Below are 26,897 nucleotides of genomic sequence, written 5' to 3' on the forward strand. Positions count from 1 at the left end.
TCTAAACTAGATTGTCGCCCTCGGTATCAAACTGTTCCAGGGCTTGTTGGGCGGCCTTTTGCTCGGCGCCTTTCTTGGAATGGCCAATTCCAACACCGTAAAGTTTGCCGTCAATTGAGACGTTGACCTTAAACGAACGGTCGTTGTCGGGTCCGTATTCGTCCACTAATTCATAGTCGATGGCCACCGGACCGTCTGCTTGGGCGAGTTCTTGTAACTCGGTCTTATGATCAAAGAATTCGGCAAACATGCCTTCATCGAGCTTTGGAAAAATCACTTTGGTCACAAACCGTGTTACCTCGGCCTGCCCTTGGTCCAAATAAAGGCAGCCGACGAATGATTCAAAAATATCACATAACAGCGAGTCCCGATCACGAGCCCCCGCCTTTTCTTCGCCCTTACCGAGACGGATATACTGATTAAAATGACATTCTCTGGCAAAGGTGCTGAAACTTTGCTCATTAACCATTGCTGCTCGAAGTCGCGTGAGCCGTCCTTGAGGCATCTTTGGATAACGTTTGAAAATGTAGTCGGAGACGATCAGCTGTAAAACTGCATCCCCCAAAAACTCCAGACGCTCATAAAATTTTAAGCCTTCACCGCGATGCTCATTGACGTAAGAAGCCTGTGTGAATGCTTCATCAAGCAAATCCTGATCGTCGATATGGATGCCAAAATCTTGCTTTAGCATCTCATTTAAACCCTTTATCAATCTTTTACCTCCACATAAAATCCAGATAACAGTAAAAAATTGAAATTATATCAAACTTGAGATAATTCCAATTTAAGATTACTTTTATTATTTTTGATGAGCCATGACAAAATCAACGGCCTCGTTAATGGTATTCAGCTTTTCAGCATCCTCATCGGAAATTTCTGCGTTAAAAGTATCTTCCATATCCAATACGAATTCAACAAAATCAATTGAATCAGCATCAAGATCGTTTTTGAAATTTAAGTCACCGGTAATTTTACTTCGGTCGACATCAAACTGGTCAGCCACCAAATCGGCAATTTTATTAAACACTTCATCTTTGTCCATTTTGATAAACACCTATTTCATAAAATTAATTTGCTAATGATTATTATATCAACTATTTACTGCTTTTGATACTATCTTTTATCTGCTGCAGTTCATCAGCATGGTCGACGACGTATTGATTCAGATCAGGAATCATATTTGAGGCAATAATCTGGCGGATTTGGCCAATCGTATTCTTCACCGTGTCTGCTTTGCTGCTGCCATGTGTCTTGACGACCGGCGCATTAACGCCGAGTAAAACTGCGCCGCCATATTGTGAATAGTCCATTGAACCACCAATTTTGTGGAAAGCGTCTTTTAACATCAAAGCCCCAAACTTTGCCTTAGTGCCGCTATCCATGATGGTCGTCTTAATTAAGCTGAGCATCGACAAAGCAGTTCCCTCAATGCTCTTTAATACGGCGTTTCCGGTAAAGCCGTCGGTCACAACCACGTCGGCGGCCCCGTTGAGTAATTCACGGGATTCAACGTTGCCGACAAAATTGATATCTTTGTCGGCTGCCAAAAGATCATGCACTTTCCGGTGATTCATATCACCTTTATCCGCTTCGGTCCCGTTGTTCAAGAGACCAATTCGTGGATTTTCAACTTGGTTGACGTTTTGGGCGTAATATTTTCCCATCAAGGCATACTGGTAAATATTTAAAACCTTGGTGTCGGCATTGGCTCCCACGTCAATCATCACAAATTTATCTTGATTCTTAACGCCGATGACCGGCAAAGTGGTGGTCAATCCGGGACGATCGATTCCTTTGATGCGGCCAACGATAAACAAACCAGCGGCTAAAATGGCACCAGTGTTCCCTGCCGAGAAGAATGCATCCGCAGTTCCTTCTTTAACGGCGGTTGCTGCCAGAACGATGCTGGATTGTTTTTTGGTACGAACGGCTTTAACCGGTTCATCACCCATTTCGATGACTTCATCGGCTTGGACAATCTGAATTCGATCATCATTTTTAAGATATTTTTTAATTTGGTCGGTTTGACCAAATAGTTGGAATTCAACATCGGCATAAGCATCCCGTGCCAATTCAATTCCTTCAACAACTTCTTTAGGGGCGTAATCGCCGCCCATGGCGTCAACTGCAATTTTCATATTTAACTCCTATTTAATCCGTAGTAATAGTTTCATTATATTTTAAATACTGTGATAATTGTACATTTTCTGGCTGCTTTTGCCAGTCTTGATGAACCGTAATACTCTGGGCCTCCTGATTGGCAACTTGTAAAATATTCAAATCACCAACCGGATCGGCCACTTTGAAATCAGGCATCCCTGATTGTTTACTGCCGGTGATGTTACCTTGGCCACGCAATTCCAAATCCTTTTGGGAGAGGAAAAAGCCGTCGGTGCTGCTGGCAACCGCCGTCATCCGCTTTTTACCCAACTCGTTTTTGGGGTCGGCAATCAAAATGCAGTAGGACTGCGTGTCGCCACGGCCAACGCGACCGCGAAGTTGGTGGAGTTGTGCCAAACCGAAATGATCGGCATCAAATATCAGCATGGTATTGGCATTCGTCACGTCAACGCCAACTTCAATCACCGTTGTCGCCACCAGAACTTGGAATTGATTGTTCTTAAAATCGGCCATGGCCGTATCCTTTTCTTCATCGGACATTCGCCCATGTAGGAGACCAACCGAATACTGCGGTTCAAAAATCGCTTTGAAACGGTCGAAAATCGCCATGGCGTTCTTCATATCGACAGCTTCCGATTCCTCTATCAACGGTGTGACGACGTACACTTGATTTCCGGCATCCAATTGTTTCTTAACGAATCGGATGGCACTATCCGTTTTAGCGGAGGTAATCCAAGTTGTCTTAATTGGCTTGCGGCCCTTTGGCAGTTCGTCGATCACAGAAACGTCCATATCACCGTACATCGTAATCGCCAGTGTCCGCGGAATCGGCGTGGCAGTCATTGCCAGCATGTTGGTACTATTTCCCTTCAGTCGTAAGGCCTGGCGCTGGTTGACCCCGAAGCGATGCTGTTCGTCAATGACCGCCAAACCAAGATCGTGATAGTCAACTTGATCTTGGAATAAGGCGTGGGTGCCGACAATCAGATTGACTTCGCCGTCAGCAATCCGTGGCAGCATCGCCTTACGGGCTAGGCCAGTGGTCGCCCCGGTCAACAGGGCAATGTTGATATCAAATTTTTCAAACAACTTGGCAAACGTGTTGGCATGCTGCTCGGCTAGAATTTCAGTTGGGGCCATAATTGCGGCTTGTTTGCCGGCACTAATCGCTGCCAAAATAGCAATTGCAGCAACCACAGTTTTGCCACTACCAACATCCCCTTGGAGCAAGCGATTCATTTCCAATGGTTTGCCCAAGTCTGTCAAGATTTCATTGACAACTTTGTTTTGGGAATCGGTCAGTTTGAATTTTAGTTGACTGGTGAACTGCCCAACCAGATCGGGATCGTAGGTGACTTTGGCTGCCGGATCCGGTTTTCTGTGGCGCTGTTTTAAAATTTGAATTTTCATGGCAAATAAGAAAAATTCCATGAACTTGGCAGTTCGAAAAGCTTTTTGGGCAGCGACCGGTGATGTTGGAAAATGGATATTTTGAATGGTATCGTGGAAAGATTCCAATCGATACTTGGTGCGAATTGATTCTGGAATAACGTCAACTAGCTGATCCTGGTATTCATCAAATCCAAGCTTGATCAATTGCTTAATGGTATTTTGTTTGACTTCTTTGTTACTTGGATAGATTGAATCATAGGTTTCGCTTTTTTCGCCGTTTAAAATTTTCATCCCTTGAATCTGGTTACGATTGCGGTCAAAGGTACCAAAAATAATCACTTGGGCTTCCAACTCAAGCTGCTTTTTCAGCCACGGCTGATTAAAAAAAGTGACGTTATAGATTTCATCATTAATTTTTAAATGAAAACCAAGCCGACTTTTGCGCCGACCAAAAAAACGAACAGTTGGCTCGCTAATCACGATCCCTTTGACGGTGACTTTTTGGCCATCGACGGCAGTTCTTAAATCTTTTAGCGATAAATCATCATATCGGCGGGGATAATAAGTCAGTAAGTCGTTGATGGTATTGATTCCGAGCTTATTAAAAGCAGTCAGGCGCTTTTCGCCGACTCCTTTGAGAACCCCAACCGAATCACTTAAGCTGGCCAATGTTATCCCTCCTTTGTCATTGATATAAATAAAAGCTTGGCCAGTGTTGACCAAACTTTTAGGAATTGTTTATTCAACCGAAATTAAGAATGGGTAGACTGGTTGATCACCTTCGTGAATCTCAACTTCCAGTTCGTCATCCAATTTCAAAATGCCGGCCTGGACTTTTTCGGCAGCCGCCTGATCAGCGCCTTCACCGTAAATGATCGTAATGGCTTCACTATCGTCATCCAGCATCTTCTTAACCATCTGGATGGCCGTGTCAATCAGTTTATCACCAACGGTGGCAATATCGCCGTCAACGATGCCCATAAATTGATCTTTTTTAATATCCAAATCATCAATCTTAGTGTCACGAATGGCGGTCGTCACTTGGCCGGACTTAACCGTTGGCAAATTATCTTCCATTGCCTTTTGGTTATCTTCGAGCGAATTTTCCGGATTAAAGCCAAGCATGGCGGTAATCCCTTGTGAGATCGTCTTTGAATGAACAATGACCGTCGGAATATCAACCACCTTGGCAGCTTGTTCAGCCGCCAGGAAAATGTTTTTGTTATTCGGCAAGACGATTGCCTGTTTGGCTTTTGTATTTTGAATTGCGTTGACAATGTCTTCGGTACTAGGATTCATCGTCTGTCCGCCGCTGACAATGTAGTTGACGCCCAAACTTTCAAACAGTTGGTTCAGCCCCTTGCCTGAAGAAACAGAAATAATGGCAGTATCTGAAGTTGGCTGTTGGGTGCTGATACTTTCAGCTTTTTGAATTGGTGAAGCATCCTCTTGGCTGTCCTCATCTTCTTCAATGATGGTTTCTTGTTGAAGTCGCATGTTATCGACTTTAACAGTTGCCAAATCTCCAAACTCCTGACCCCAGGCAAGCACTTTGCCGGGATGTTCAGTGTGAACATGGACTTTGACAATATCATCATCGTTGATCACCAGCAATGAATCGCCAAGTTTGGCGAGATAATCATAAAAGGTCTGATAGTCAAATTGATGATCGACTTCGCGGCCTTTGCCGATTCGGACCATAATTTGCGTACAGTAGCCATACACGATATCTTCTGGATTTAATTTACTTTGAACACTTTGATCGGCCACTTTAATCATCTGATTCATTTCCGCATCGTTAGGTTGATATTCACCAGATTCAGCTTCGTTTCTGCCATTCAAGACATCATCGAAAGCTTCCAAAACGAATACCAATCCTTGTCCACCCGAGTCGACGACGCCAACCTGCTTCAGAACCGGCAATAAATCCGGTGTTTTCTCCAAAGCGGATTGTGAGGCCTGGTAGATGGCATCCATGACAGCGACAACATCATTGGTCGTAGCGGCTGCTTTCTTACCAGCAGTAGCGGCCATTCGCACAACGGTCAAAATGGTTCCCTCGGTTGGCTTCATAACGGACTTATAGGCGATTTCCGTCCCGGCAACGAAGGCATCAGAAATATCTTGGGCACTCAAAGTTTCTTTACCCTCCGTGGACTTCGAAAAGCCCCGGAAAATCTGCGATAAAATAACCCCTGAGTTGCCTCGGGCTCCCATTAGAAGTCCCTTAGCCAAAGCAGCGGTTAAATCGCCAACGTTTGTCTTGACATCTTTATTCACATATTTATAACCCGAAGCCATGGATAGGCTCATATTGGTTCCGGTATCTCCATCCGGAACCGGGAATACGTTCAGTGAATTGATAAAATCAGAATTTTTATTTAGTTTAGTTGCGGCTGCTTGAACCATTGCCGTAAATTCGGTGTTGGTAATTTCTGTAACCTTCAACAACTTGTCCTCCTTGGTCACTTGCATAATCAGTCATTCATTACCTGAACGCCTTGAATGATGACATTGACCGAATTTGCAGATACCCCAAGCATACTTTGTAGGTTATACTTAACCTTTGCTTGAACGTTTTTAGAAACCTCTGAAATTTTGTTGCCATAAGCAACGATAATATAAACGTTAACTTCAATTTCATTATCGTGTTGTTTAACCACAACACCTTTGAAATAATTCTCGCGGTTTAAAATCGTGTTGACATTGTCTCTGAGCTGATTGCGACTTGCCATACCCACGACTCCGTAATTATCGGTGGCAGCCCCACCAACAACATTTGCGATGACGTTGTTGTCGATGTCAACTGTTCCAAATCTGGTTTTGATTTTGACGGCCATGTGCAGCAGCCTCCTTAATTTTCTATTAACCTATTAACGATAGTTAATATTACCACAATAACGCTAAAAACCAAAGTAATCTTGATGCCCCCAAGAAGACTGTCAAGTATAATTACTTGAAAGAAAAGTATTGCAATATCAATGTATGTATGATAAATTATTCTAGTGTAATGAAACAGACTTTAACACTAAAATCAAAGAGAAGGGAGATTTGTTACCCATGGCAAAGGATTTTATTAACGGTAAGCGTACCCACTTTGGTAACAAACGTTCACACGCTTTAAACTCAAGCCGTCGCAGCTGGAAGCCAAATTTGCAAAAAGTTCGCATTCTTGTTGATGGCAAGCCTAAGAAGGTTTGGATTTCTGCCCGAACACTTAAATCAGGTAAAGTAACCCGTGTATAGTAATAACTTGGATCGATGTTAATCGGTCTTTTTTATTACCTTCAAAAATAGAGGCAACTCTCAGCAGCCGTTTTCGGTGAGCTGAGGGTTGCCCCTTTTTTTAGTTATAACGATTAATATCTTTGCTTTGAATAACACACATCACCCCACTGCCAAATTTAAACCTGGCAGTTTCACCAACAAATTCGTTGCTGGCAAGCGACATTGGGTGTTTAACCTGATAATCATTCAGCTGATATTTTTCATCAAACAAAGTTAAATGATCCATCGGCGTTAACGCCACAAAGGCCAAATATTTTTTATCAGGTTCTTTTTCAATCTGATAAGTCCCTGGCAAAAAGAAAGTAATCGTATTTTGCTTGTCAATCATTCGAATTTTCGGTGCGTAGGGCTTGAACCGGGGCTCCAAAACCATCCACAGATTGGCTAGAAAATGATCCAGCCGACCACCCGTCGCACCGTAAATGTCAAGTCGATCGGCGTGATGTTCCTGCAAGGCGACCTTCAACCCCAATTGGGTATCAGTATCGTCTTTTTCAGGAATTGATTGGCGGATATCCTTAATGTGGTCACGAACCAATTGAAGTTCTGCCGGTTTTAAGGAATCAAAGTCACCAATCGCGACAAGTGGGTCGATTCCCCGTTCAATCAAATGGAGATTGCCTCTATCGATGCCGATCCAATCACCTTTAATCTGTCCATTTTTCAATTCGTCTGGCCAGAGGTCAATGGGGCCGCCAACCAATAGATTTAAGATCTTCATTTATTTGGTCGCATCCTTTATTGCTTTGATTCGGCTAACAGGATCATCGGCGTCAAAAACGTATGATCCGGCAACTGCCACCGTTGCACCGGCTTGATAGGCACCCACAACCGTGTGGTCATTAACGCCACCATCAATTTCGATGTCAAAGTTCAAGCCTTCACTTTTTTTCAACTCATCGAGTTCTGCGATCTTTTTAACCGTTTCAGGCAGGAACTTCTGACCGCCAAATCCAGGATTAACCGTCATTACCAAGACCTGGTCAACCATGTATAGTACTGGCTTGATGGCTGATACCGGCGTACCTGGGTTGATGACAACTTCAGCCTTGACCCCTTTGTTCTTGATCATCTGCAAAGCCCGGTGAATATGAGGGGTTGCCTCAACGTGAACTCCGATGATATCGGCTCCTGCATCCGCGAATTGGTCAATGAAACGTTCCGGTTGTTCAACCATCATATGGACATCCAAGATCATCTTGGTGATCGGACGAATGGCTTTGACCCACCCAGGTCCATAAGATAAAGCGGGGACAAACTGACCGTCCATGATGTCGATGTGGAGCACTTCTGCCCCACCCTGGTCGACTTTTTCAATATCTTTTTGTAAATTGACATAATCCGCGCTCAAAATTGAAGGTGCAACTTTAATCATAACTAACTTCCTCACTTTTTATAATTTGGTTTCCGGTTTTTAATGTCGGTGTACAACTGCAGATAATTCTCATACCGACTCTGCATGATCTCACCGCTGGCCACTTCTTTTTTCACTTCGCAGTCCGGCTCATTGACGTGCACACATCCCCGAAAGCGGCACTTCACAGATGCCCGCTTGAACTCTGGGAAATAATTGGCAAGCTGGCGGTAATCGATCTCCAAGGTATCATACGAGGAAAATCCGGGAGTGTCTGCGATATACCCATCGTTGACCCGCAATAAAGCAACTTTTCGGGTTGTGTGTTTTCCACGATTTAATGCCGTAGAAATCTCACCGGTAGCGAGCTGCAAATCCGGTGCCAAGTGATTGAGAAGTGTCGATTTGCCGGCACCCGTCTGTCCCATTATCACATTTTCTTTTCCTGAAAACAATTGCCGTAAATGGTTCAACGAATTTTCATCAAACGCGGCTTCCGGCAGAATAACGTCATAAGGAATGTTAGCGTAGGCAACTGCTAAATCTTTAAAATAATTCAGTTGTTTTTCAGATAACAGATCCGTCTTGGTGAAATAAATGATCGGCTTGATATTGGCAATTTCCAATGCAATCAACTGACGGTCCAATAAGTTACTGGAAAACTCCGGCTGAGTGGTTGCCGTCGTCACAATCGCCTGATCAATATTGGCAATCGGTGGCCGAACCAGAGAATTCTTTCGTGGCAGCATCTTCAATATGTATCCTTTGTCGCCATCTTCAACTTGGAACTCAACGTCATCGCCGACCAACGGTGTAATTTGACGCTTTCGAAAATTCCCCCTGGCGCGTGTTCGATAAACCTTGCCTTCTGAGTGAACATCATAAAAGCCACTCAAAGACTGAAAAATCTTTCCCTGTTTCAATTGATCACCTCGATAAAAAATCACTTCCCTTACATTATAAGAGAAGTGACTTTGTTTTGCAGTAATTATTAATGTGAATCGTAGGTCACGTTGTTATCACGCATGATCGTCCGACCATCGCGGACCACTTTGTATTGACCGACTTCATTGCCAGACAATTTAAATGGCAAGGTGACTTGCGTATCCTTTGTGATCACCATCTGCTTGTAAACCGTCGACAAACTATGATCATGGTCTTTGAGATAAATCAAGACCACGTTCTCGTTGGAACCACTGGAACTATCTGTGGAAGCAGCATCACTGGAGATGCCACTTTCATTCAATGTGGAGTCAGATGATGCCGCCGAACTGTTGTCGAGGTACGGGATGATAATTTTAACATTGAAACTCTTCAATTCATCCGAACTGTCTTTCTTAGGCCCACGAGAAATCCAAACCGCGACGTTGCCGCCCTGTTGAATCGATTCGTTGGCATTTGGTGATTGGCGGACAACTCGCCCCTTGGGCTGATCGTCAGAGTAGACATAATCAAAAGTTGGGTTAATTTCCACCTTGTTAGAATATGAGACCACTTGAGCCTTGGTCATGCCGGTTAAGTCTTTCAGCGTAATCCGTTTAACACCGGTTGAAACCACAAAGGTCAGTGTCTTGGTAGCCGGATTGAACCGTTTGCCGGACTCAAAGTCCTGTTGGAGAATTCTGCCTGAGCCAAATGAACTTGAAGGAGCGTTACGCCGATGAACCGTAAACCCTTCGTCTTCCAATTTCTGTTTGACAACATCATATTCTTGACCGACATAGTTGCCGACCCGAACGCGACGAGGCCCGGAACTCACGACCAAATTGACCTTGGTGCCCTTTTTGACTTTGGTTTCTTCCTTGGGACTGGAACTGATGACGCGATGACGATCAATCTTATCACTACTTTGATATTTGACACTGCCAACGGTCAAATTAGCGGCTTTAATCTTGGCTTCCGCCTCAGTTTCCAACGTCCCGGAGACAATTGGCACCGTGGTTTTCCCGTTAGCTGAAACAATCATGATGAAGGCCAGAATAATTAACAGCAGGCCAACAATCCCACCGATAATCCACCATCTTCGTCGCCGTTTTTTCTTCGGCGGCTTTGGTTTGTCGTTCGAGGTACCGGCAGGCTTTTCCTCGCGTTTAGCCGGATTGGCATCCGCTGAGGCAGTCGTATCATCCAATGGTGAAAATGGCATCACCCGGGTTGCTTCATCAACCGGGTTTTGTGGCGGCTGAACCGTAAATTTAGGTTCATTAGCCCGTGACTTGTCCAATGACGTATTCAAATCAGCAGCCATTTCATTAACTGTTTGATAACGATCATCGGGATTCTTAGCGGTGGCTTTCAAGACAACATTTTCCATTGCCTGGGGAATGCGCGGATCGAAATCCCTGACTGAAGGCATTGGCGTTTGTGAATGTTTAATGGCAATTGAAACGGCGGTATCACCGTTAAATGGCACTTTGCCGGTCAAGATTTCATAGAGAATAATCCCTAATGAGTAAATGTCCGATCTGGCAGTCGCCATCTGGCCCTTAATTTGTTCAGGGGACAAATAGTGAATCGAGCCAATAATCGAACGAGTCTGAGTCATCGTATCTTCTGTACCGGCCCGGGAAATTCCAAAGTCGGTAATCTTAATATAACCGTTCTTATCGACCAAAATGTTTTGAGGCTTTAAATCACGGTGAATAATATTATGCCGGTGGGCTTCACTGACAGCTGAGCAAATTTGCTCCATAATATTGACAACTTCGGCATAGGGAATGGGAAAGTTGTCCTTGATGTATTTCTTTAAATCTTCACCGTCAACAAATTCCATGACCAAATACTGCATCCCCTCAACCTCGTCAACATCATAAATGCCAACAATGTGAGGATTATCCAGTTGGGTCGCCGCCATTGCTTCATGCTGAAAGCGCTTCTTAGCTTTGGGGTTGTCTCGGAAATCAAGTCGCAACAGTTTAACGGCAACTTTTCGCTTCAAAATGAGGTCTTCGGCCAGGTATACGTCGGCCATTCCACCCTCGCCCAAGCGACCGATAATTTCATAGCGACCGTTTAATACATAGCCTTTATTCATCGGCGGTCACCTCCGAATCGTATTGGGCGATCAAGACAGTAATGTTGTCCAAGCCGCCATTTTGATTGGCCAAGGACACCAACATGTCACACTTAGTCTGTAATTCTTCATCCATTGACAAAATTTTTTCGATGTCGGCATCGTCGACCATATTGGTCAAACCGTCGGTACAGAGTAAAATTTGATCTCCAGGTTGGGCGGTATACGGTTTGAAGTCGGCGGCCGAATCGTTGTTGATTCCCAGACTCTTGGTAATAATATTTTTGTATGGGTTGGTTTTGGCCTGGTCTGGAGTGATATCACCGTGTTTGACCAATTCATTCACATAGGAATGGTCTTCCGTGATCTGAGTGAATTGCCCGTTGGAATAGACATAACCTCGACTATCGCCAATGTTGGCGATCAGACTCTGTTTGCCATCAATAAGTGTCGCCACGATGGTCGTCCCCATACCATGGAGTCGTGTGTCCGTGTTGGATTCATCGATAATCGCGGTATTTTCTTTTGCCAACTGGTTTTCAAACCAAGTTTCAATTTTATCCAGGCTGGAAATACTGGTCGTTTCAAAAGCGGCTCCCATGTGGGTGACAACCATTTGAGAAGCGACTTCGCCAGCATTATTGCCGCCGATTCCGTCGGTAATTAATGCCAAAATGAGGCCGGTTTGATTTTTGAACGCGCCGACCGCATCTTCATTTTTGTCGCGAACTTTTCCAGTTGAGGATTGATATGCAATTTGCAAATTGATCAACTCCGTTATGATTTCCGAATGAGGGAGCAAACAAAGAAGCCGTCTGAATCATAGTCATCGGGGTAGATTTGAACCATCTTGCTATCCGGATTCAAATGATTGGCAGTCTTTGTCTTCGTGATTTCAAAATTAGGGTTCTCGCTGATAAACTTGGCGATCACGTCTTGATTTTCCTGTTTAACAATCGTACAGGTACTATATGTAATAGTACCACCAGTTTTAACTTTAGCGGAAACGGCATTCAAAATTTGTAACTGAATCTCACTTAGACGATTGATATCAGCAATTGTTTTGTCATAACGAATCTCCGGCTTTCTTCTGAGGAGTCCCAGCCCAGAACACGGTGCATCAACTAAAATTGAATCAAACAAGCCGTCTTCAAATTTGGTATCGACTTTGCGGGCATCCAATTCAAAAGTTTCAACTTGCTTGTAGACTCCGAGACGAGTGGCATTTCGCTGGACGGTCTTTAGTTTGTTTTTATGAATATCTAATGCAAAGACTTTGCCGGCCTTCAAACGGCTGGCAATTTGGGTAGTTTTGCCGCCCGGGGCACTGCAGGCATCCAAAACGTTGTTATCAGGGGAAATCTGCATTGATTCAACTGGCAGCATGGCACTTTCATCCTGAATGGTTAACAGGCCGTCAGTGAAAAAGTCACTGTGAATGATTTGGCCATCGTTAATAATAATCCCTTCACTGGAAACTTGGCTGGGTTCGGCATCATAGCCGTCCTTGGCCAAATCTGCCAGCAAATCTTTTTGAGAGATTTTGGCTAAATTGGCACGAACCGATTGTTTTGGCGCTTTATTCAGGGATGCTAAGATTGAAGCCGTTTTTGGCTTGCCAAGTTGTTCGTCAAGCATTTCTACCAACCAGGTTGGCACACTATATTCAATCGATAGTCGGGTCTTTTCGTCCTGAATGTCATCCAAGTTTGGCATCCCCTGCCGATCCATTTGATGCAAAATACCGGTCACAAATCGGCGGGTGCCGTCATGGCCCATCTGCTTGGCAATTTTAATTGTTTCATCAAAGATTGCCCGCTTGGGAACCCGATCCAGATACTCCAACTGGTACATCGCGGTATAGAGCAACTCTTTGACCCAGGCTTCAGTCTTTTCCGGTTCACGCAAAAACGGCCGGAGTTGATATTCCAGCGTTAATCGATGCTGAATGACCCCGTACACAATGTTGGTGAACAGTCCTTTATCAGCTGGGCCCATTGAAGTGGATTGAATCACGGCATTAATCTGCAGATTTGAATATGAACCATTACTGGTGCGAACCAACGTCATGACTGCAAGTTGGCGTGGATTATTTGTTGTATATTTCATTTATTTAATCACCTGTTGGCCAACTTTAAGTGACTGACCAATCCCATTTAAGTAATCTGTTATTTGTTGTTTTGGTTTGCCGGCGGGCTGAAGCTCCTGAATGGATAAAACAGTGCCTTTTCCTGCTGACAATAATAATTGATGCTTGGTTTTCTCAACCACTGATCCTGGCGCCATTTCAGTGGTTTGATCGACGACTTGTGCCCGCCAAATTTTGGTTCGTTTACCGTTGATAACCGTATAAGCGACCGGATCCGGCCGCAGGGCACGAACTTTGGCGTTAACCATAAACGCGGTTTGATTGAAGTCCAGTTGCTCTTCTTCCGGTTTGATGTTGGGTGAAAAGACGACTTGATCCTGATCTTGAGGCACTGGGGAGATATCGCCGGTGATCACTTTTGGCAAAGTGGCTAACAGCAGGTCGCGGCCCACGATACTGAGTTTGTCAAACATCGTCTCGGTATCATCATCTGGCTGAATTGGAACCGCTTTTTGTGCCAAAATGTCGCCGGCATCCATCTTTTTAACCATGTAGATGAGACTGATGCCGGTTTCTGAATCACCATTCATAATCGCGTACTGAACAGGCGCGCCACCACGGTACTTAGGCAAAAGTGAGCCATGAACATTGACGGCCGCAATTTTGACGGCGTTTAACATCTTCGTCGGTAAAAATTGACCGTAGGCTGCCGTGACAATCAAGTCTGGATGAAAGTCAATGACCCGCTGCATTTCCGGGCTCCCACTAAGTTTTTCAGGTTGAAACACCGGCAGATGATTGGCAACGGCGGCTTGTTTAACCGGGCTTTGTGAAATCCGGTGTTTCCGGCCGACTGGTCGATCCGGTTGGGTGACAACACATAAAATATCGTATTTTTGATCAAGTAATCCTTGTAGAATTGGGACCGCGAACTGTGGCGTTCCCATGAACACAACTGTCGTCAAATTTATCGTTTCCTTTCGTGATTCAAATTACATAAAGTCCAGCGGTTCATTATCAATTGCAATTTGGAGGCCTTGACGTTGCTTTTTTTGTGACTGGACTAAAATCTCGTCTAAAGTGGCCTTTAACTGAGGTTCCTTTCGATACTTGATAATGATTTGGTAATAGTAACGGTTGTCAATTCGGGTAATCGTTTTTGGCGTTGGGCCGAGAATGATTGCCTGTGGGGATAGCTGCTTTTTTAAAAAGTTCATAATCCCAAACATCTCCGAAGCCGTTTGATTCTCACTGGGAGAATTGCCGGTTAACTTAACTGTATAGTAGTACGGTGGGTATTTGCCATCGTGGCGGACACGCATTTCGGTGGCGTAAAACTTCTCGTAATACTGCGTTTTGGCCAATTGAATCGCATAATGATCAGGGTTAAAGGTCTGGATGATGACCTCCCCGGTTTTGTCGGCTCTCCCCGAGCGGCCCGAGACTTGCGTGAGGAGTTCAAAAGTCCGTTCACTTGATCGAAAATCTGGAAACTGCAACGCTGAATCTGCGTTTAAGACGCCGACCAAGGTGACTTCAGGAAAATCCAATCCTTTGGCAATCATTTGCGTTCCCAGCAAAATATCCGCCTTGTGGGCGCCAAATTGATCAATAATTGCTTCATGAGACCCCTTTTTACGAGTGGTATCAACATCCATTCGCAGAACTCTGGCAGTTGGAAACATGTCTTTGACCTGTTCCTCAAGCTGCTCACTGCCCATGCCATAAAAGCGAATCCGTTTACTGTGGCATTGTGGGCAGACAGTTGGCACCGGTTCTTTGTGGCCGCAATAATGACAATTAAGGGTATGTGTATTTTTGTGCATCGTCAGCGAAATATCGCAGTTGGGGCATCGAGGAACGTACCCGCAGTCTCGACACATCAAAAAGGCAGAATAACCGCGGCGATTCAGCAATAAAATCACCTGCTCATGTTTGTCGAGGCGAACCTGGATCGCATCGGCCAATTTTGTCGATAGTGCACTGTGGTGTTTTGCCAGTTCAGTTTTCATATCAATAATCGAAACGTGCGGTAAAGCATGCTGATTGATGCGATGCGGCAGCTTTAACAGTGTATAGACGCCCTTCATTGCCCGTGCACGGGATTCCAGCGATGGAGTGGCACTTCCCAGTACCACGGGGCAATTATTATAGGCAGCCCGCCATTTAGCAACATCTCGGGTTTGGTAGCGAGGGTTGTCGGCTTGTTTGTAGCTGCTGTCATGCTCCTCGTCCATAATGATTAAGCCAATATTGCTGAGCGGCGCGAACACAGCTGAGCGAACCCCAACGACCACTTTGGCTTTCCCTTGGTTAATCCGCTGCCATTCATCGTAGCGTTCGCCGGAAGACATCGCACTATGAAGCATCGCCACTTGATCACCAAATCGGCTGCGAATGCGGCCAACAATTTGAGGGGTCAAGGTGATTTCGGGCACCAGCATCAACGCCGTCCGCCCAAGTTCCAGCGCGTGGGCAATTGACTGCAGGTAAACTTCGGTTTTTCCAGAACCGGTGACGCCTTCCAATAAAAAGACCTGATCTTTTTTGTGGACGACCGCCTGTTCAATCGAATTGACTGCTGCTTGTTGATCAGGTTGTAACTTAAACGGCTGACTGGGGGCGACATCTCTGAGAAATGGGTTGCGAACATGGCGCTTCAATGTTGAAGCCACCCACCCCTTCTTTTCGGCAGCTTTCAAAGTGGCGCTGGTCACTCCAAGGGATGCCCATTTGGAAACCAGAAGTGTTTCGTTTTGATGGGTCTTGAGCAGGTTTAACAATTGAATTTGTCCACGAGCATTTTTCCGTACGGTTTTGAGGGCGTCATCAATCTGGACGTCATTTAATTGACCTCGATAAGCTTTTCGCATAATTGGCCGGGCGCGGTTGGTGAGATCATACTCAACTTGAATATCGCCGGCTTTCTGCAGATTTAAAATCTCTGCTAAAACCTGATTATTATATTTCTGGCGGTCATATTCGACTTCTGGCTGTCCTTGGAAGATTTCCGGATACTGCTGGCAAACTTGTTCATTTTTGGCAATTAGTTTCTTTTGGTTCTTAGTCCGCATTCCACCTGGAAGCATGGTTTGTAAACAGCTGATTTTAAAGGAATAGGTTTGATCAGCCAGCCACTCAGCCAATTTAAGTAACTCAGAATTAACGACTGGGTATAAATCAATCAGGTCGGCAATCGGTTTGAGTTTGCCGTTGAAGCTGGAACTGTCGGAAAGACCAACCACAAACCCAGTAATTTTGCGGTTGCCAAAAGGAACCTGGACGCGCATGCCAGGTTGAATTTGATCCGCTAAATGATCTGGAATCGAATAGCTGAACGGACTGTTGGTTTGGCGTGCTGGGACGTCAACAATAACTTGAGCAACCTGCAAGGCAGATTCTCCTTTCACTGATTTTGCATTTGTGTGGCAATAATATCGATTAACTGATCGGCAACCTTTGCCTTACTCTCGACATTCGTCTTAATTTGCTTGCCGTCAGCAAATAAAAATGTCACTTGGTTGTTATCGGCGTTAAAGCCAATCCCGCTTTGGGAAACATCGTTAGCCACAATCATGTCCAAATTCTTTGATTGAATTTTTTTGGTGGCGTTGCTGATTAAATCATTGGTTTCGGCAGCGAAGCCGATCACTAATTGGCCAGGCTGTTTGATAGTGGCAATTTCTTTTAAGATATCGGGATTTCTAACGAGTTCCAGGGTCATGGTTTGATTATCAGCTGTTTTTTTGATTTTTTTATCGGCTACCTTGGCCGGTCGATAATCGGCAACAGCGGCGGCCATTACCAAAATATCAGCGTGAACAAAGGCTTGTTTGACCTCTGCTAACAATTCAGCCGCCGTTTCAACTCGAATGAAATTGACGCCGGATGGCGGGGTAATCAACGGATTAGCCGCGATCAACGTGACATTGGCACCGGCATTTTTGAAAGCGTTGGCCACTGCGAAGCCCATTTTTCCAGATGAATGGTTGGTTAAATAGCGAACCGGGTCAAGTGGTTCACGGGTTCCTCCGGCAGTGACGACGACAGATTTTCCGGCTAAGGATCCACCTTTCAGCTTTAAGCTTCCATCAACCCACGTTAAAATTTCGCTGGGTTCCGGCATCCGGCCCTTCCCGGAATAGCCCTCGGCAAGGAAGCCTTCAGCCGGTTCCATGATTTGAATACCGGCTTGTTTTAAGTTGGCGATATTTTGTTGGGTGGCAAAATTGGCGAGCATGTGAGTATTCATGGCAGGCACAACAAATACCGGCACTGCCATCGTTAATAATGTGGAAGTGACAATATTATCCGCAATGCCATTCGCCATTTTGGCAATCGTATTCGCGGATGCCGGGGCAACAATTGCCAAATCAGCATCATCAGCAGTCTTGACGTGGGGAATGATTGTCGGATCTTTACTGTCAAAATCGCTGGTCAATACGGTATTCTTACTGACAGTTTGAAATGCCAGCGGTGTCACAAACTTTTGGGCTGCTTCACTCATAATGACGTGAACATCGTTGTGGTTCTTCACTAATAGGCGTACCAGTGACAGTGATTTGTAGACGGCAATGCTGCCCGTCACAAATACGGCAACGTTTTTGTTTTGAAACATTCTTCCACCCCGTTTCAGATTTCATTCTTTATTGTACCAAATCTAAGACGGATAAAAACAGTCGGCGTCTTAAAAGTTGGCTGCACCCCAGTGGAAAAGGCGATTAACTTCAAAATGATCCCCCCGGATTGCTAACGCCGAGTTTCGGCCGGGATCACAAGATAAGCTGACAACAGGATTGGCTGGTATCATCTTGTCCAACAAAGACAAAGGGACTGCCAGCAAAACAGTCGTTTTGCCGCAGTCCCTTAATGATCAATCTTATTCAAAATCTTTTGCTTTAGGATCGATTTTCAATACACCAGCAGCAATTTCTTCCAAAGCTTTGCCGACTGATTTTTGTGATTTGTAGTGATCCAATAATGGCTTGGCACCGGCATCCAATTCATGGGCCCGCTTGCTGGAAAGCGCAATTAATGAATAACGGGAATCAATTTTATCTAACAATTTATCAACAGATGGGTAAAGTAACATAATTATTTATCTCCTAACATTGACTCATAATCGGGCATCACCCGAGCAACTTTTAATCGTTCACTTCTAATAATCGACTTGATTCGGTCAACAGCCAAAGGAACCTGGTCGTTTAAGACGGCGTAATCATAATTACGCATCATGCTGATCTCGCCGACGGCCTTTTTGATGCGCTTATTAATAACATCCATCTTGTCAGTTCCACGACCAACCAGACGGTGTTTTAATTCCATTAGATCTGGCGGAGTCAAAAAGACGAAGACCGCATCAGGAACATTGGCGCGAACCTGCATGGCACCATTGACTTCAATTTCCAAGAAAACATCCTTGCCGGATTCCAAGGTCTCGTTAACATATTTTAATGGGGTCCCATAGTAGTTGTCAACATACTTGGCGTACTCGAGCATTTCACCATTCTGAATATTCTCTTCGAACTGCTCTTTGGAAACAAAATAATAATCGACACCGTTCTTTTCACCGGGACGCGGCTTTCTGGTTGTCATTGAAGTTGAATATTCAAAATCAACATCAGGCTCCTCAAACAACGCCTTACGCACCGTTCCCTTACCAACTCCGGACGGTCCTGATAAAACAATCAACATTCCTCTTTTAGCCATCGAAAAAATCCCTTCAATTATTTGTAATACCTGCTATTATCGCCCTTTTTGCCCCATTTGACAAGTCCCAGGGCACTGATTAAGAAATTTGCATTTGGGGGTTGCGTTTTAGAACGAACGTTCGTATAATGAAGCTACAAACAAATGTTCGGGGTGAACAAAATGCAAAACAAACAATCATATCTCTCAGAAATTACCAAGACCTTTCGAACCAACTATGATCGCTTCTTCGAAATTGTCCGTAACACTCACCAAATCAAACAAATGCCGACTTTCCAGCTGAATTATTTCATTCAACAGACACTCGAAAACAACTTTCCCATCACGATCGAATTTAACGATCAGGATAATGAACAGACCGGCTACTTAACCAAACTTTCCGCAGACCGTTACCTATTGACTTCAGATGATAATCATTTCACTCGAATTGTGAAGTTGTCAGAAATTAAAGCGATTCGTAAATACTAAGATTATATCAGATTATATTTTAGGGCTTGAGACAAAACTGAATGTTTTGTCCCAAGCCCTTTTGCATTTTTAGGATTAATCTGGGTAAACAGTGCGTTCAACAGCAGCTTCCAAGTGGATAGCGGAAATTAATCATTTATTTTTCGACGGCACTTAAGATGCTTTGATCTTTTGTTTTTCCTCATCCGCCAATTTCAACAGCTCACTAGCATGTTCCTTGGTTAACTTGGTAATTGCCGTTCCGGAAAGCATTCGCGAGATTTCAGCGACACTTTGGGCGGTTGTCAGTTCCGTAATCGTCGTGGTTGTCCGATTGTCAGCAATCTTTTTTTCAATAAAGTCGTGATGATCACTCATCGCAGCCACTTGTGGTAAATGGGTAATACATAAAACTTGAGATTTTTGTGAAATCGTATAAATCTTATTGCCAATCGCCTGGGCAACCCGTCCAGAAACGCCGGTATCGACTTCATCGAAAATAATTGATGTGACACCAGCAGCCTTGGCAAACATGGTCTTTAAAGCCAACATAATCCGGGACAATTCGCCTCCAGAAGCTGACTTGACCAATGGCAGCATTTTCTCACCAGGATTGGTCTGAATATAAAATTCAACTCGATCTGCACCCAGCCGGTTTAAAGCACGATTTTGCTGGATATTGACCTCAAAGACCGCTTTATCCATGTAAAGGTCGGATAACTGCTGGTGAACGGCTTTTTCAAGCTTTTTAGCCCACCGGTGGCGAATGTCTGAGATCTTAGTTGCCTGCTGAATCAAATCGGATTTGAGCGTGGCTAATTGCTTATCCAAATCGTCGCTGGCTTCGGCATCCCCCGACATTTGTTTCAGTTCCTGTTTGATTTTGGCAAGATAGTCCAAAATTTGACTGACTGAATCACCATATTTGTGCTTGAGTTGATAGATGGTGTTGAGACGCTGCTCAACTTGATCCAAACGGTCCTGATCAAATTCTAAATTACTCAATTGATCGGAAATCTGACTGGCAACATCTTGAAGCGCGAAGAAAGCTCCGGATAGATTATCCGAAATTTGTTTATATTCAGGATCCAAATCTTCAATGTCCTGCATCGAACTCATTGCCGATCCGATTGAATCAATTGACCCGCTGGCCTCCTCGTCGCCGTTAATGCCTTCATAACTAGCCAAGAGCGCATCATGAATCTTTTGAAAATTGTTCAACCGGTCTCTTTCAGCGACTAAATCTGTGTCCTCATTCTCATGGAGATCGGCAGCTTCAATCTCTTTAATTTGAAATTTGAGCATATCAACCCGTTGAGCCCACTGCTTCTCATTTTGATGTTTCTTTTGATTTAGATCGCGCAGCTTAATAAATTGATCGTATTGGTCTTGATAAGATTGCAAAACACTTGCCAGTTCATCTTCGGCATAGTCATCTAATAATTGAATGTGCCGTTCCGGCCGCATTAACTCCTGATGATCATTTTGACCCTGAATATCGACGATCGTTTCGCCGATTCGTTTGAGGGTGGCAATATTGACCATGATTCCGTTTACCCGACAGCTGTTGCGACCATTGGCAAAAATGACCCGCTCGATAATCACGTTACCGTCACTGTGATCAATTCCAAGGTCATCAAGGACGTTGTAGGTGGGGTTATCATCATGAAGGATGAAGTTTCCCTGAATAACGGCTTTGGAAGCCCCGGTCCGAATGAGATCATGGGATCCCCTGCCGCCAACCAAGAGGCCGACAGCATCAATGATGATCGACTTTCCAGCCCCGGTTTCACCGGTTAACACGGTCATTCCTGCCTGAAAATCAATATCTAAGTGTTCAATGATTGCAAAATCGGTAATTGATAGTTCGAGTAACATGTTTTCAACCTCTCAATAATTCTATTCAGTTCCCAACATACTATTGATCTGATTGCGCATATTAATCGCATCGGCTTCGGTTTTGCAGATAATCAAGACCGTGTTGTCATCGCCGAGGGTGCCGAAAATCCCGCTGTAGTTCATCTGGTACATCAAACTAGAAATGACCGGTCCACTACCAGGTAAGACTTTCATAAAGACCAACTTGTCTTGAGAGTCAACCGACACAAACGAATCTCGAATCGATTGAACCAGTTTCTTTTCAGTATCAATATTTTTTTGCGTCGGCAAACTGTATCGATACCCACCGGTAACTGAAGGTACTTTGACGAGCTGCATATCTTTAATGTCTCTGGAAACAGTGGCCTGAGTAACTTTTATCCCCTGCTTATCCAGTAGCGAGACAAAATCTTCCTGTCTTTGAATATTATTACTTGTCAGTAATTGTTTGATTAGCCTTTGGCGTTCTTTCTTACGCATCATTACACCCCCAACAATAAAATTGAATAAAAATACAGGTTTACGAACCCTTTAATTCAGAATAAGCGTTCTCGATGACTTTTTCAATCGAAACATTTGGTGACATGACTGGTTGATCATCAGATTCTAACTCAACTAAAAATTCAATATTGCCAGCGCCACCCTTGATCGGCGAGAAATCAAGGTTTTGAACTGAATAACCGTTGGCCACAGCGAAGTTCAGAATTTTTTCCAAGACCATTTTATGCACAGCGGGATCCTTAACGATACCATGCTTGCCAACATTGGCCTTACCAGCTTCGAATTGAGGCTTAATCAAAGCCACCACATGACCATTTTTAGTGATGATCTGTTTCAGCGGTGGCAGGATTAACTCTAAAGAAATGAATGAAACGTCAATTGAGGCAAACTCAGGCTGTCCATGGGTGAAATCGGCCAACTTACTGTACCTGAAATTGGTGTGTTCCATGACCACAACCCGGGGATCCTCCCGCAGTTTCCAGACCAATTGATTACTGCCGACGTCCAGTGCGTAGCTTAATTTGGCACCGTTTTGCAGCATCACATCCGTAAACCCGCCAGTTGAGGAGCCGATATCCAACACGGTCAGCCCTTTAACATTCAGATGAAATACTTTGAGGGCTTTTTCGAGTTTTAACCCGCCACGACTGACATACGGCATTGGCTTGCCTTTAAGGTGCAGGTCGGTATCCACAGGGATTTTGGTTCCCGGTTTGTCCAACCGTTCTTCGTTATCACCAAGAATCTCTCCCGCCATGACGGCACGTTTGGCCTTTTCCCTGGTATCAAACAGTCCTTGGGTTACTAGTAGTACATCGACTCGTTGCTTTTCCATATTACTTTTCGTCCTTATTTTTAAAATAGCTTGTGAAATCATTTAACAGACTGGTATCAATCGATAGCGCTTCTCTGGCAGTTGCGAGGGCCTGCTGGGCATCGGCGACCGTCTGATTCAGCATTTCATATGATTTGGCCAAACCAAGCAAATTGGGATACGTATTTTTATTAGCGTCCTGGTGGACCGGTTTGCCGATTTCTGCTTCTGTCCCAACAACGTCTAAGATGTCATCGTAAATTTGGTAAGCTTCGCCAAACTTCTCAGCAAACGTTAACAGTGACTTGCGTTTTTCCGGAATAACCCGGCCCATAATCAGGCCAGCTTCAACGGCATAGCGAATCAAGGCACCGGTTTTGTTGCGGTCAAGTTTTTGAAGCCCTGACAACGATAGCCGGGTGCCTTCAAATTCGATATCGTCGGCCTGACCTGAAACCATCCCATGGGGGCCGGCAGCTTTGGCAAGTGCCAAAGTCAGTTCAGCTTGGGTTTGACTGTCCAAATCATTATCCACCAGCCACTGAAATGCCAGTGGTTGGAGGCCATCACCTGCAAGAGTTGCCATCCCAGCGCCAAATTTTACGTGATTGGTAGGCTTTCCCCGTCTGAGGTCATCATTGTCCATAGCCGGCAAATCATCATGAATTAAAGAATACGAATGCATTAGTTCCAGTGCACAGCTGGTTTTTAAGACGGTCTGGTCGATTGGGTCGCCCAAACTCGCCAATACCGCAAGCGTCAACAAGGGTCGTAAGCGTTTCCCTCCAGCGTTGACTGAATAACTCATCGCTGCTTCCAGAGTCGTCTGATCCGTATCCGGTTTGATGTCATTTTCCAAAATCTGATTGATTTTTGGAACCCACAACCGTTCAAAATCAGTTAGGTTGGTTGCCATCGCTATCATCCTTTTCATCTTTAGGTGCTTCGAATTCCACTTCATTGCCATCTTTGTCCATCATTTTGGCCATGGTGTGTTCGGCCTTGGTTAAGGTGTCTTGAAGCTGTTCACTCAGTTGAATTCCGGTTTTAAATTTGGCCATCGACTCTTCCAAGGAAACGTTTCCCTGTTCCAATTGATTGACGATGGTTTCCAGTTGGTCCATTTTTTCCTCAAAGGTTTGATTGTCTTGTTTATCAGGCATATTATTTCTCCTTCTTTGCATTTATCTGATTGACAGAAGCGTTGACGATACCGTCACTGAAATGGACATCAATTGTTTTGCTGCTCAAGTCGGCAACCCGTTTGATAAAATGTCCCTGTTCGTCTGTGGTGTACGTATAACCTCGACTGAGAATCTTCAACGGGCTCAAGTGGTCAAGTGAGCCGACCAACATCTGATAATGTTGGGAAACATTTTTCAGGTTCTGAGTTGTTGCCCGGTTGAGTCGACCTTTGAGTGTTGCCAGTTTTTGCTGCTCTTCTCTAATCGTATATGTTGGCGCGACCAAACGCAGGCGCAATTTAAGATCAGAAAAACGATCCTTTCGTTTACCGGTAATCTTGTCAGATTGATTATAGAGTCGCTGCGTCAGTAGATCCAAACGTTGAGCAAAAGTTTCGTAAATCCGTTGAGGTGTCGTGAAAACAGTGGACTGCCGGAGTCGCTTCAATCGCTGTTTGTCTTGCTGAACAACCTGGTAAGTCGCATTAATGATGCGGTTTTGGGTCGTCCTGAGGTCAACTAACACTTGATCCAACCTGGGAACTGCCAGTTCGGCAGCTGCCGTTGGTGTCGCGGCCCGAACATCGGCAACTAAATCAGCAATTGTGGTGTCGGTTTCATGACCAACTGAGGAAATGACTGGAATTTTACTGGCAACAATCGCTCTGGCGACGTTTTCTTCATTAAACGGCCACAAATCTTCGATCGATCCGCCACCACGCCCGACAATGAGGGTATCAAAATTGCCAATTTGATTGACTCGCTCAATTTGTCGGACAATGTCTGCACTGGCCTCGGTTCCTTGAACCAGGGCAGGAAACAGGACAATTTGGGCAATCGGATATCGACGGCGGACAGTGGTAATAATATCGCGGATAACCGCGCCGCTTGGCGAAGTGACGACCGCAATTCGTTTGGGAAATTTTGCCAGCGGCTGCTTTGGCAAATTGAATAACCCTTCGGTGGACAGTTTTTGTTTGAGCTGTTCGTAAGCTTGGTACAGCTGACCAACGCCGTCAGGTTCCATCTGTTCCACATAGATTTGATAACTTCCACTGGGTTCATAGACCGAAATATGGCCCACAACTAAAACTTTCATGCCTTCTTCAGGGATGAATTTTAGCCGGTTGAAAGCCGATTTAAACATGATCGCACTAATTTTCGCGTGATCATCCTTCAAGCTAAAGTATTGGTGGGCATTCGGGCGCAATCGAAAGTTGGAGATTTCCCCAGTGAGGTATACCTTAGTTAAATACGGATCAACATCAAATTTTCTTTTAATATATTTTGTTAAGGCGCTAACGGTTAAATAATCATTCGCCACGTTCAAGGCTCCATTCTGCTAAATCAACAGTTTGCTGCATCAAAGTTGCAATTGTCATTGGACCAACACCACCGGGAACGGGTGTGATGTAAGAAACTTTGTCAAATAAATCATCATAGTCGGTGTCTCCCACTAGGTGCCCTTCTTCATTAATATTTTGACCAACATCAATAATGACGGCTCCCGGTTTAACATCGTTTTTAGTAACGGTATGAAGACTCCCGGTTGCTGAAACAATCACATCAGCGTTCTTAGTATATTCAGTAATATCTTTTGTTAAAAGATGGAGAATTGAAACCGAAGCACCAGCATTTAACATTAAAGCAGCCATTGGTTTACCGACAATGGCACTTCGGCCGATCATCACCGCGTTTTTCCCCTTCAAATCAATGTGATATTCATCAAACATTGTCATCACACCTTTGGGCGTACATGCAACCGGATACTTGGTTGAATCATTTAAGTATAATTTTCCAACGTTAATTGGATGAAAACCATCGACATCTTTTTCAGGCAAAATGGAACGGGTGATTTGTTTTTCATTGATTTGCTTTGGCAGTGGGTCCTGCACTAAAATCCCCGTAATCTTGGGATCCTGATTGTACTCCTGAACAACTTTCAGCAACTCATCTTGGGTAATGGTATCTGGTAATTCCCTGACAATTGAATAGATTCCCAATCTAACGGCCGTCCGATGCTTATTTCTGACATATCGCTGGCTGGCAGGATCTGTGCCGACAATGATCACAACTAACCCGGGAGTGATTCCGTGTTGGTCTTGGAGTTGTTTTACCCGTTCGCTCGTCTGTGCGTTTAACTTCTTTGCCAATGCTTTTCCATCAATAATCGTTGCCATCTAGAAACCGCTCCTTTATATTTTCATCGTGAGAAATCATATGTACAAAAAAATAGATTTACACATGTGTAAATCTATTTTACCAGTTCTTCTAAAGCATGTGACAAAATCCCGTTAACAAATTTTCGTGAACGGTCGTCACTAAATTTTTTTGCAAGTTCGATTGCTTCATTGATTGATACCTTGGCAGGCATGTCATCCACATAAACCATCTCGTAGATAGCAATCTCCAAGATGATTAAATCGGTTCGGGCAATTCGCTCAAGTGACCAACTGGAAGCTAAATACTTTTCAATTGTATGATCGATTTCAGACTTGTGTTCCAAAACGCCAGAAATAAGTTGATGCAGGTATTCTGGGTAGTCGTCGCCATATTTACCGCTCGTCAAAACTTGGAAGAAATCCTTCCAATCAGTTTGATCGTTGGTATTTAGGGCAAACAGTGTTTGAAACGCAATTTCTCTGATCTGGTGTCGTGTTAATTCCACTATTCCTCACCATTTTCTTCATTGTCAGCGAACGGATTATCCGGATCAATCGTACTGGTGGTTTTTTCCGGAATCACGCCTTGAACATGCACGTTAACTTCGGTGACTTTCAAGCCGGTCATAAACAACAGCTGCTGTTCGACTTGACTTTGAATTTCCAATGCAACTTTTGGAACTGAAACGCCATAGTTCAAGTATACATAGACGTCGATCGTTAATTCCTCATCTGTGTATGTCAAATTAACGCCCTTACCGTGTTCTTTTCTTCTTCCAAGTAATTCATTGACACTCGTTGAAAATGAGCCACGCATCCGGTTAACGCCGTCAATTTGCGATGCGGCTACCCCAGCAATAATTTCCAGGACATTGGGTGCAATCTCAATTTTGCCAAGTTCGGGATCATTTGAATGAAGAATGATATTCGTGTCTTCAGCCATTA

At 44.3% G+C, this 26,897-nt stretch carries 28 protein-coding genes; 2 read left to right on the forward strand and 26 right to left on the reverse strand.

The annotated features are described in order from the left end of the window. Position 1: 1 nt before the first annotated feature. The 6 genes from rnc to KE627_RS11730 all read right to left on the reverse strand — a co-directional run bounded on the left by rnc (position 2) and on the right by KE627_RS11730 (position 6,353). Positions 2 to 712 carry a ribonuclease III gene (rnc, locus tag KE627_RS11705; protein WP_013727934.1) on the reverse strand — a complete coding sequence of 237 codons (711 nt, stop codon included), beginning with the start codon at positions 710 to 712 and terminating at the stop codon, positions 2 to 4. Positions 713 to 799: 87 nt separating this feature from the next. Beyond that, positions 800 to 1,042, reverse strand: a complete 243-nt coding sequence (gene acpP / locus KE627_RS11710; RefSeq protein ID WP_013727935.1) for an acyl carrier protein — start codon at positions 1,040 to 1,042, stop codon at positions 800 to 802. 52 nt (positions 1,043 to 1,094) lie between these two features. Then, complete coding sequence (gene plsX, locus KE627_RS11715) at positions 1,095 to 2,138, reverse strand: phosphate acyltransferase PlsX (protein WP_056938618.1); 1,044 nt, start codon at positions 2,136 to 2,138, stop codon at positions 1,095 to 1,097. 13 nt (positions 2,139 to 2,151) lie between these two features. After that, positions 2,152 to 4,182 carry an ATP-dependent DNA helicase RecG gene (gene recG, locus KE627_RS11720; RefSeq protein WP_056938619.1) on the reverse strand — a complete coding sequence of 677 codons (2,031 nt, stop codon included), beginning with the start codon at positions 4,180 to 4,182 and terminating at the stop codon, positions 2,152 to 2,154. A gap of 69 nt (positions 4,183 to 4,251) precedes the next feature. Then, positions 4,252 to 5,961: a DAK2 domain-containing protein gene (locus KE627_RS11725; protein WP_056938620.1), complete on the reverse strand. Its 1,710-nt coding sequence runs from the start codon at positions 5,959 to 5,961 to the stop codon at positions 4,252 to 4,254. A gap of 29 nt (positions 5,962 to 5,990) precedes the next feature. After that, positions 5,991 to 6,353 carry an Asp23/Gls24 family envelope stress response protein gene (locus tag KE627_RS11730; RefSeq protein ID WP_013727939.1) on the reverse strand — a complete coding sequence of 121 codons (363 nt, stop codon included), beginning with the start codon at positions 6,351 to 6,353 and terminating at the stop codon, positions 5,991 to 5,993. A gap of 220 nt (positions 6,354 to 6,573) precedes the next feature. On the opposite strand from KE627_RS11730, the gene rpmB reads away from it, so the two are divergent. Then, a complete protein-coding gene (gene rpmB, locus KE627_RS11735) occupies positions 6,574 to 6,759 on the forward strand; it encodes a 50S ribosomal protein L28 (RefSeq protein WP_008856832.1) in 186 nt (61 codons plus the stop codon). Positions 6,760 to 6,859: 100 nt separating this feature from the next. On the opposite strand, the gene KE627_RS11740 is transcribed toward rpmB, so the two are convergent. The 11 genes from KE627_RS11740 to gmk form a co-directional block, all read right to left on the reverse strand. Beyond that, positions 6,860 to 7,522, reverse strand: a complete 663-nt coding sequence (locus KE627_RS11740; protein ID WP_013727940.1) for a thiamine diphosphokinase — start codon at positions 7,520 to 7,522, stop codon at positions 6,860 to 6,862. Further along, positions 7,523 to 8,176 carry a ribulose-phosphate 3-epimerase gene (gene rpe, locus KE627_RS11745; protein ID WP_013727941.1) on the reverse strand — a complete coding sequence of 218 codons (654 nt, stop codon included), beginning with the start codon at positions 8,174 to 8,176 and terminating at the stop codon, positions 7,523 to 7,525. 11 nt (positions 8,177 to 8,187) lie between these two features. After that, positions 8,188 to 9,078, reverse strand: coding sequence for a ribosome small subunit-dependent GTPase A (gene rsgA, locus KE627_RS11750; protein WP_013727942.1), 891 nt, complete (start codon positions 9,076 to 9,078; stop codon positions 8,188 to 8,190). Positions 9,079 to 9,146: 68 nt separating this feature from the next. Beyond that, on the reverse strand, positions 9,147 to 11,189 hold the full coding sequence (gene pknB / locus KE627_RS11755) for a Stk1 family PASTA domain-containing Ser/Thr kinase (protein ID WP_013727943.1): 2,043 nt from the start codon (positions 11,187 to 11,189) through the stop codon (positions 9,147 to 9,149). Then, positions 11,182 to 11,931, reverse strand: a complete 750-nt coding sequence (locus KE627_RS11760; protein ID WP_013727944.1) for a Stp1/IreP family PP2C-type Ser/Thr phosphatase — start codon at positions 11,929 to 11,931, stop codon at positions 11,182 to 11,184. Before KE627_RS11760 ends, pknB begins: the two co-directional genes overlap by 8 nt. 14 nt (positions 11,932 to 11,945) lie before the next feature. Next, positions 11,946 to 13,277, reverse strand: a complete 1,332-nt coding sequence (rsmB, locus tag KE627_RS11765; RefSeq protein ID WP_013727945.1) for a 16S rRNA (cytosine(967)-C(5))-methyltransferase RsmB — start codon at positions 13,275 to 13,277, stop codon at positions 11,946 to 11,948. Next, positions 13,278 to 14,222, reverse strand: coding sequence for a methionyl-tRNA formyltransferase (gene fmt / locus KE627_RS11770; RefSeq protein WP_013727946.1), 945 nt, complete (start codon positions 14,220 to 14,222; stop codon positions 13,278 to 13,280). A gap of 27 nt (positions 14,223 to 14,249) precedes the next feature. Next, entirely contained in the window at positions 14,250 to 16,649 is a 2,400-nt protein-coding gene (gene priA, locus KE627_RS11775) for a primosomal protein N' (protein WP_056938621.1), read from the reverse strand. A gap of 14 nt (positions 16,650 to 16,663) precedes the next feature. Further along, the gene (coaBC, locus tag KE627_RS11780; RefSeq protein WP_056938622.1) at positions 16,664 to 17,875 is read right to left on the reverse strand and encodes a bifunctional phosphopantothenoylcysteine decarboxylase/phosphopantothenate--cysteine ligase CoaBC; all 1,212 of its coding nucleotides are present in this window, start codon (positions 17,873 to 17,875) and stop codon (positions 16,664 to 16,666) included. Positions 17,876 to 18,136: 261 nt separating this feature from the next. Continuing rightward, positions 18,137 to 18,349, reverse strand: coding sequence for a DNA-directed RNA polymerase subunit omega (rpoZ, locus tag KE627_RS11785; RefSeq protein ID WP_013727949.1), 213 nt, complete (start codon positions 18,347 to 18,349; stop codon positions 18,137 to 18,139). Positions 18,350 to 18,351: 2 nt separating this feature from the next. Then, a complete protein-coding gene (gene gmk / locus KE627_RS11790) occupies positions 18,352 to 18,966 on the reverse strand; it encodes a guanylate kinase (RefSeq protein ID WP_013727950.1) in 615 nt (204 codons plus the stop codon). Between the two features lie 162 nt (positions 18,967 to 19,128). Here gmk and KE627_RS11795 point away from each other — a divergent pair, with 162 nt between their 5' ends. Next, on the forward strand, positions 19,129 to 19,434 hold the full coding sequence (locus KE627_RS11795; protein ID WP_014940005.1) for a hypothetical protein: 306 nt from the start codon (positions 19,129 to 19,131) through the stop codon (positions 19,432 to 19,434). Positions 19,435 to 19,587: 153 nt separating this feature from the next. Here the strand turns inward: KE627_RS11795 and recN are convergent, their stop codons facing one another. The 9 genes from recN to KE627_RS11840 form a co-directional block, all read right to left on the reverse strand. Beyond that, complete coding sequence (gene recN, locus KE627_RS11800; RefSeq protein ID WP_013727952.1) at positions 19,588 to 21,291, reverse strand: DNA repair protein RecN; 1,704 nt, start codon at positions 21,289 to 21,291, stop codon at positions 19,588 to 19,590. A gap of 21 nt (positions 21,292 to 21,312) precedes the next feature. Further along, entirely contained in the window at positions 21,313 to 21,771 is a 459-nt protein-coding gene (locus KE627_RS11805) for an arginine repressor (protein WP_056938623.1), read from the reverse strand. A gap of 40 nt (positions 21,772 to 21,811) precedes the next feature. Then, positions 21,812 to 22,627: a TlyA family RNA methyltransferase gene (locus tag KE627_RS11810; protein WP_013727954.1), complete on the reverse strand. Its 816-nt coding sequence runs from the start codon at positions 22,625 to 22,627 to the stop codon at positions 21,812 to 21,814. A gap of 1 nt (position 22,628) precedes the next feature. Beyond that, the gene (locus KE627_RS11815) at positions 22,629 to 23,522 is read right to left on the reverse strand and encodes a polyprenyl synthetase family protein (protein ID WP_082602298.1); all 894 of its coding nucleotides are present in this window, start codon (positions 23,520 to 23,522) and stop codon (positions 22,629 to 22,631) included. After that, complete coding sequence (locus tag KE627_RS11820; RefSeq protein ID WP_013727956.1) at positions 23,503 to 23,769, reverse strand: exodeoxyribonuclease VII small subunit; 267 nt, start codon at positions 23,767 to 23,769, stop codon at positions 23,503 to 23,505. Before KE627_RS11820 ends, KE627_RS11815 begins: the two co-directional genes overlap by 20 nt. A gap of 1 nt (position 23,770) precedes the next feature. Next, complete coding sequence (xseA, locus tag KE627_RS11825) at positions 23,771 to 25,114, reverse strand: exodeoxyribonuclease VII large subunit (protein WP_013727957.1); 1,344 nt, start codon at positions 25,112 to 25,114, stop codon at positions 23,771 to 23,773. Further along, positions 25,104 to 25,970: a bifunctional methylenetetrahydrofolate dehydrogenase/methenyltetrahydrofolate cyclohydrolase gene (locus KE627_RS11830; protein WP_013727958.1), complete on the reverse strand. Its 867-nt coding sequence runs from the start codon at positions 25,968 to 25,970 to the stop codon at positions 25,104 to 25,106. The genes xseA and KE627_RS11830 overlap by 11 nt, the downstream gene beginning before the upstream one ends. Before the next feature lie 74 nt (positions 25,971 to 26,044). Continuing rightward, positions 26,045 to 26,458, reverse strand: coding sequence for a transcription antitermination factor NusB (nusB, locus tag KE627_RS11835; RefSeq protein WP_013727959.1), 414 nt, complete (start codon positions 26,456 to 26,458; stop codon positions 26,045 to 26,047). Then, positions 26,458 to 26,895: an Asp23/Gls24 family envelope stress response protein gene (locus KE627_RS11840; protein WP_013727960.1), complete on the reverse strand. Its 438-nt coding sequence runs from the start codon at positions 26,893 to 26,895 to the stop codon at positions 26,458 to 26,460. Before KE627_RS11840 ends, nusB begins: the two co-directional genes overlap by 1 nt. Positions 26,896 to 26,897 lie beyond the last annotated feature (2 nt).

It is taken from the genome of Lentilactobacillus buchneri (assembly GCF_018314255.1).
GTDB classification, from domain to species: Bacteria; Bacillota; Bacilli; order Lactobacillales; family Lactobacillaceae; genus Lentilactobacillus; species Lentilactobacillus buchneri.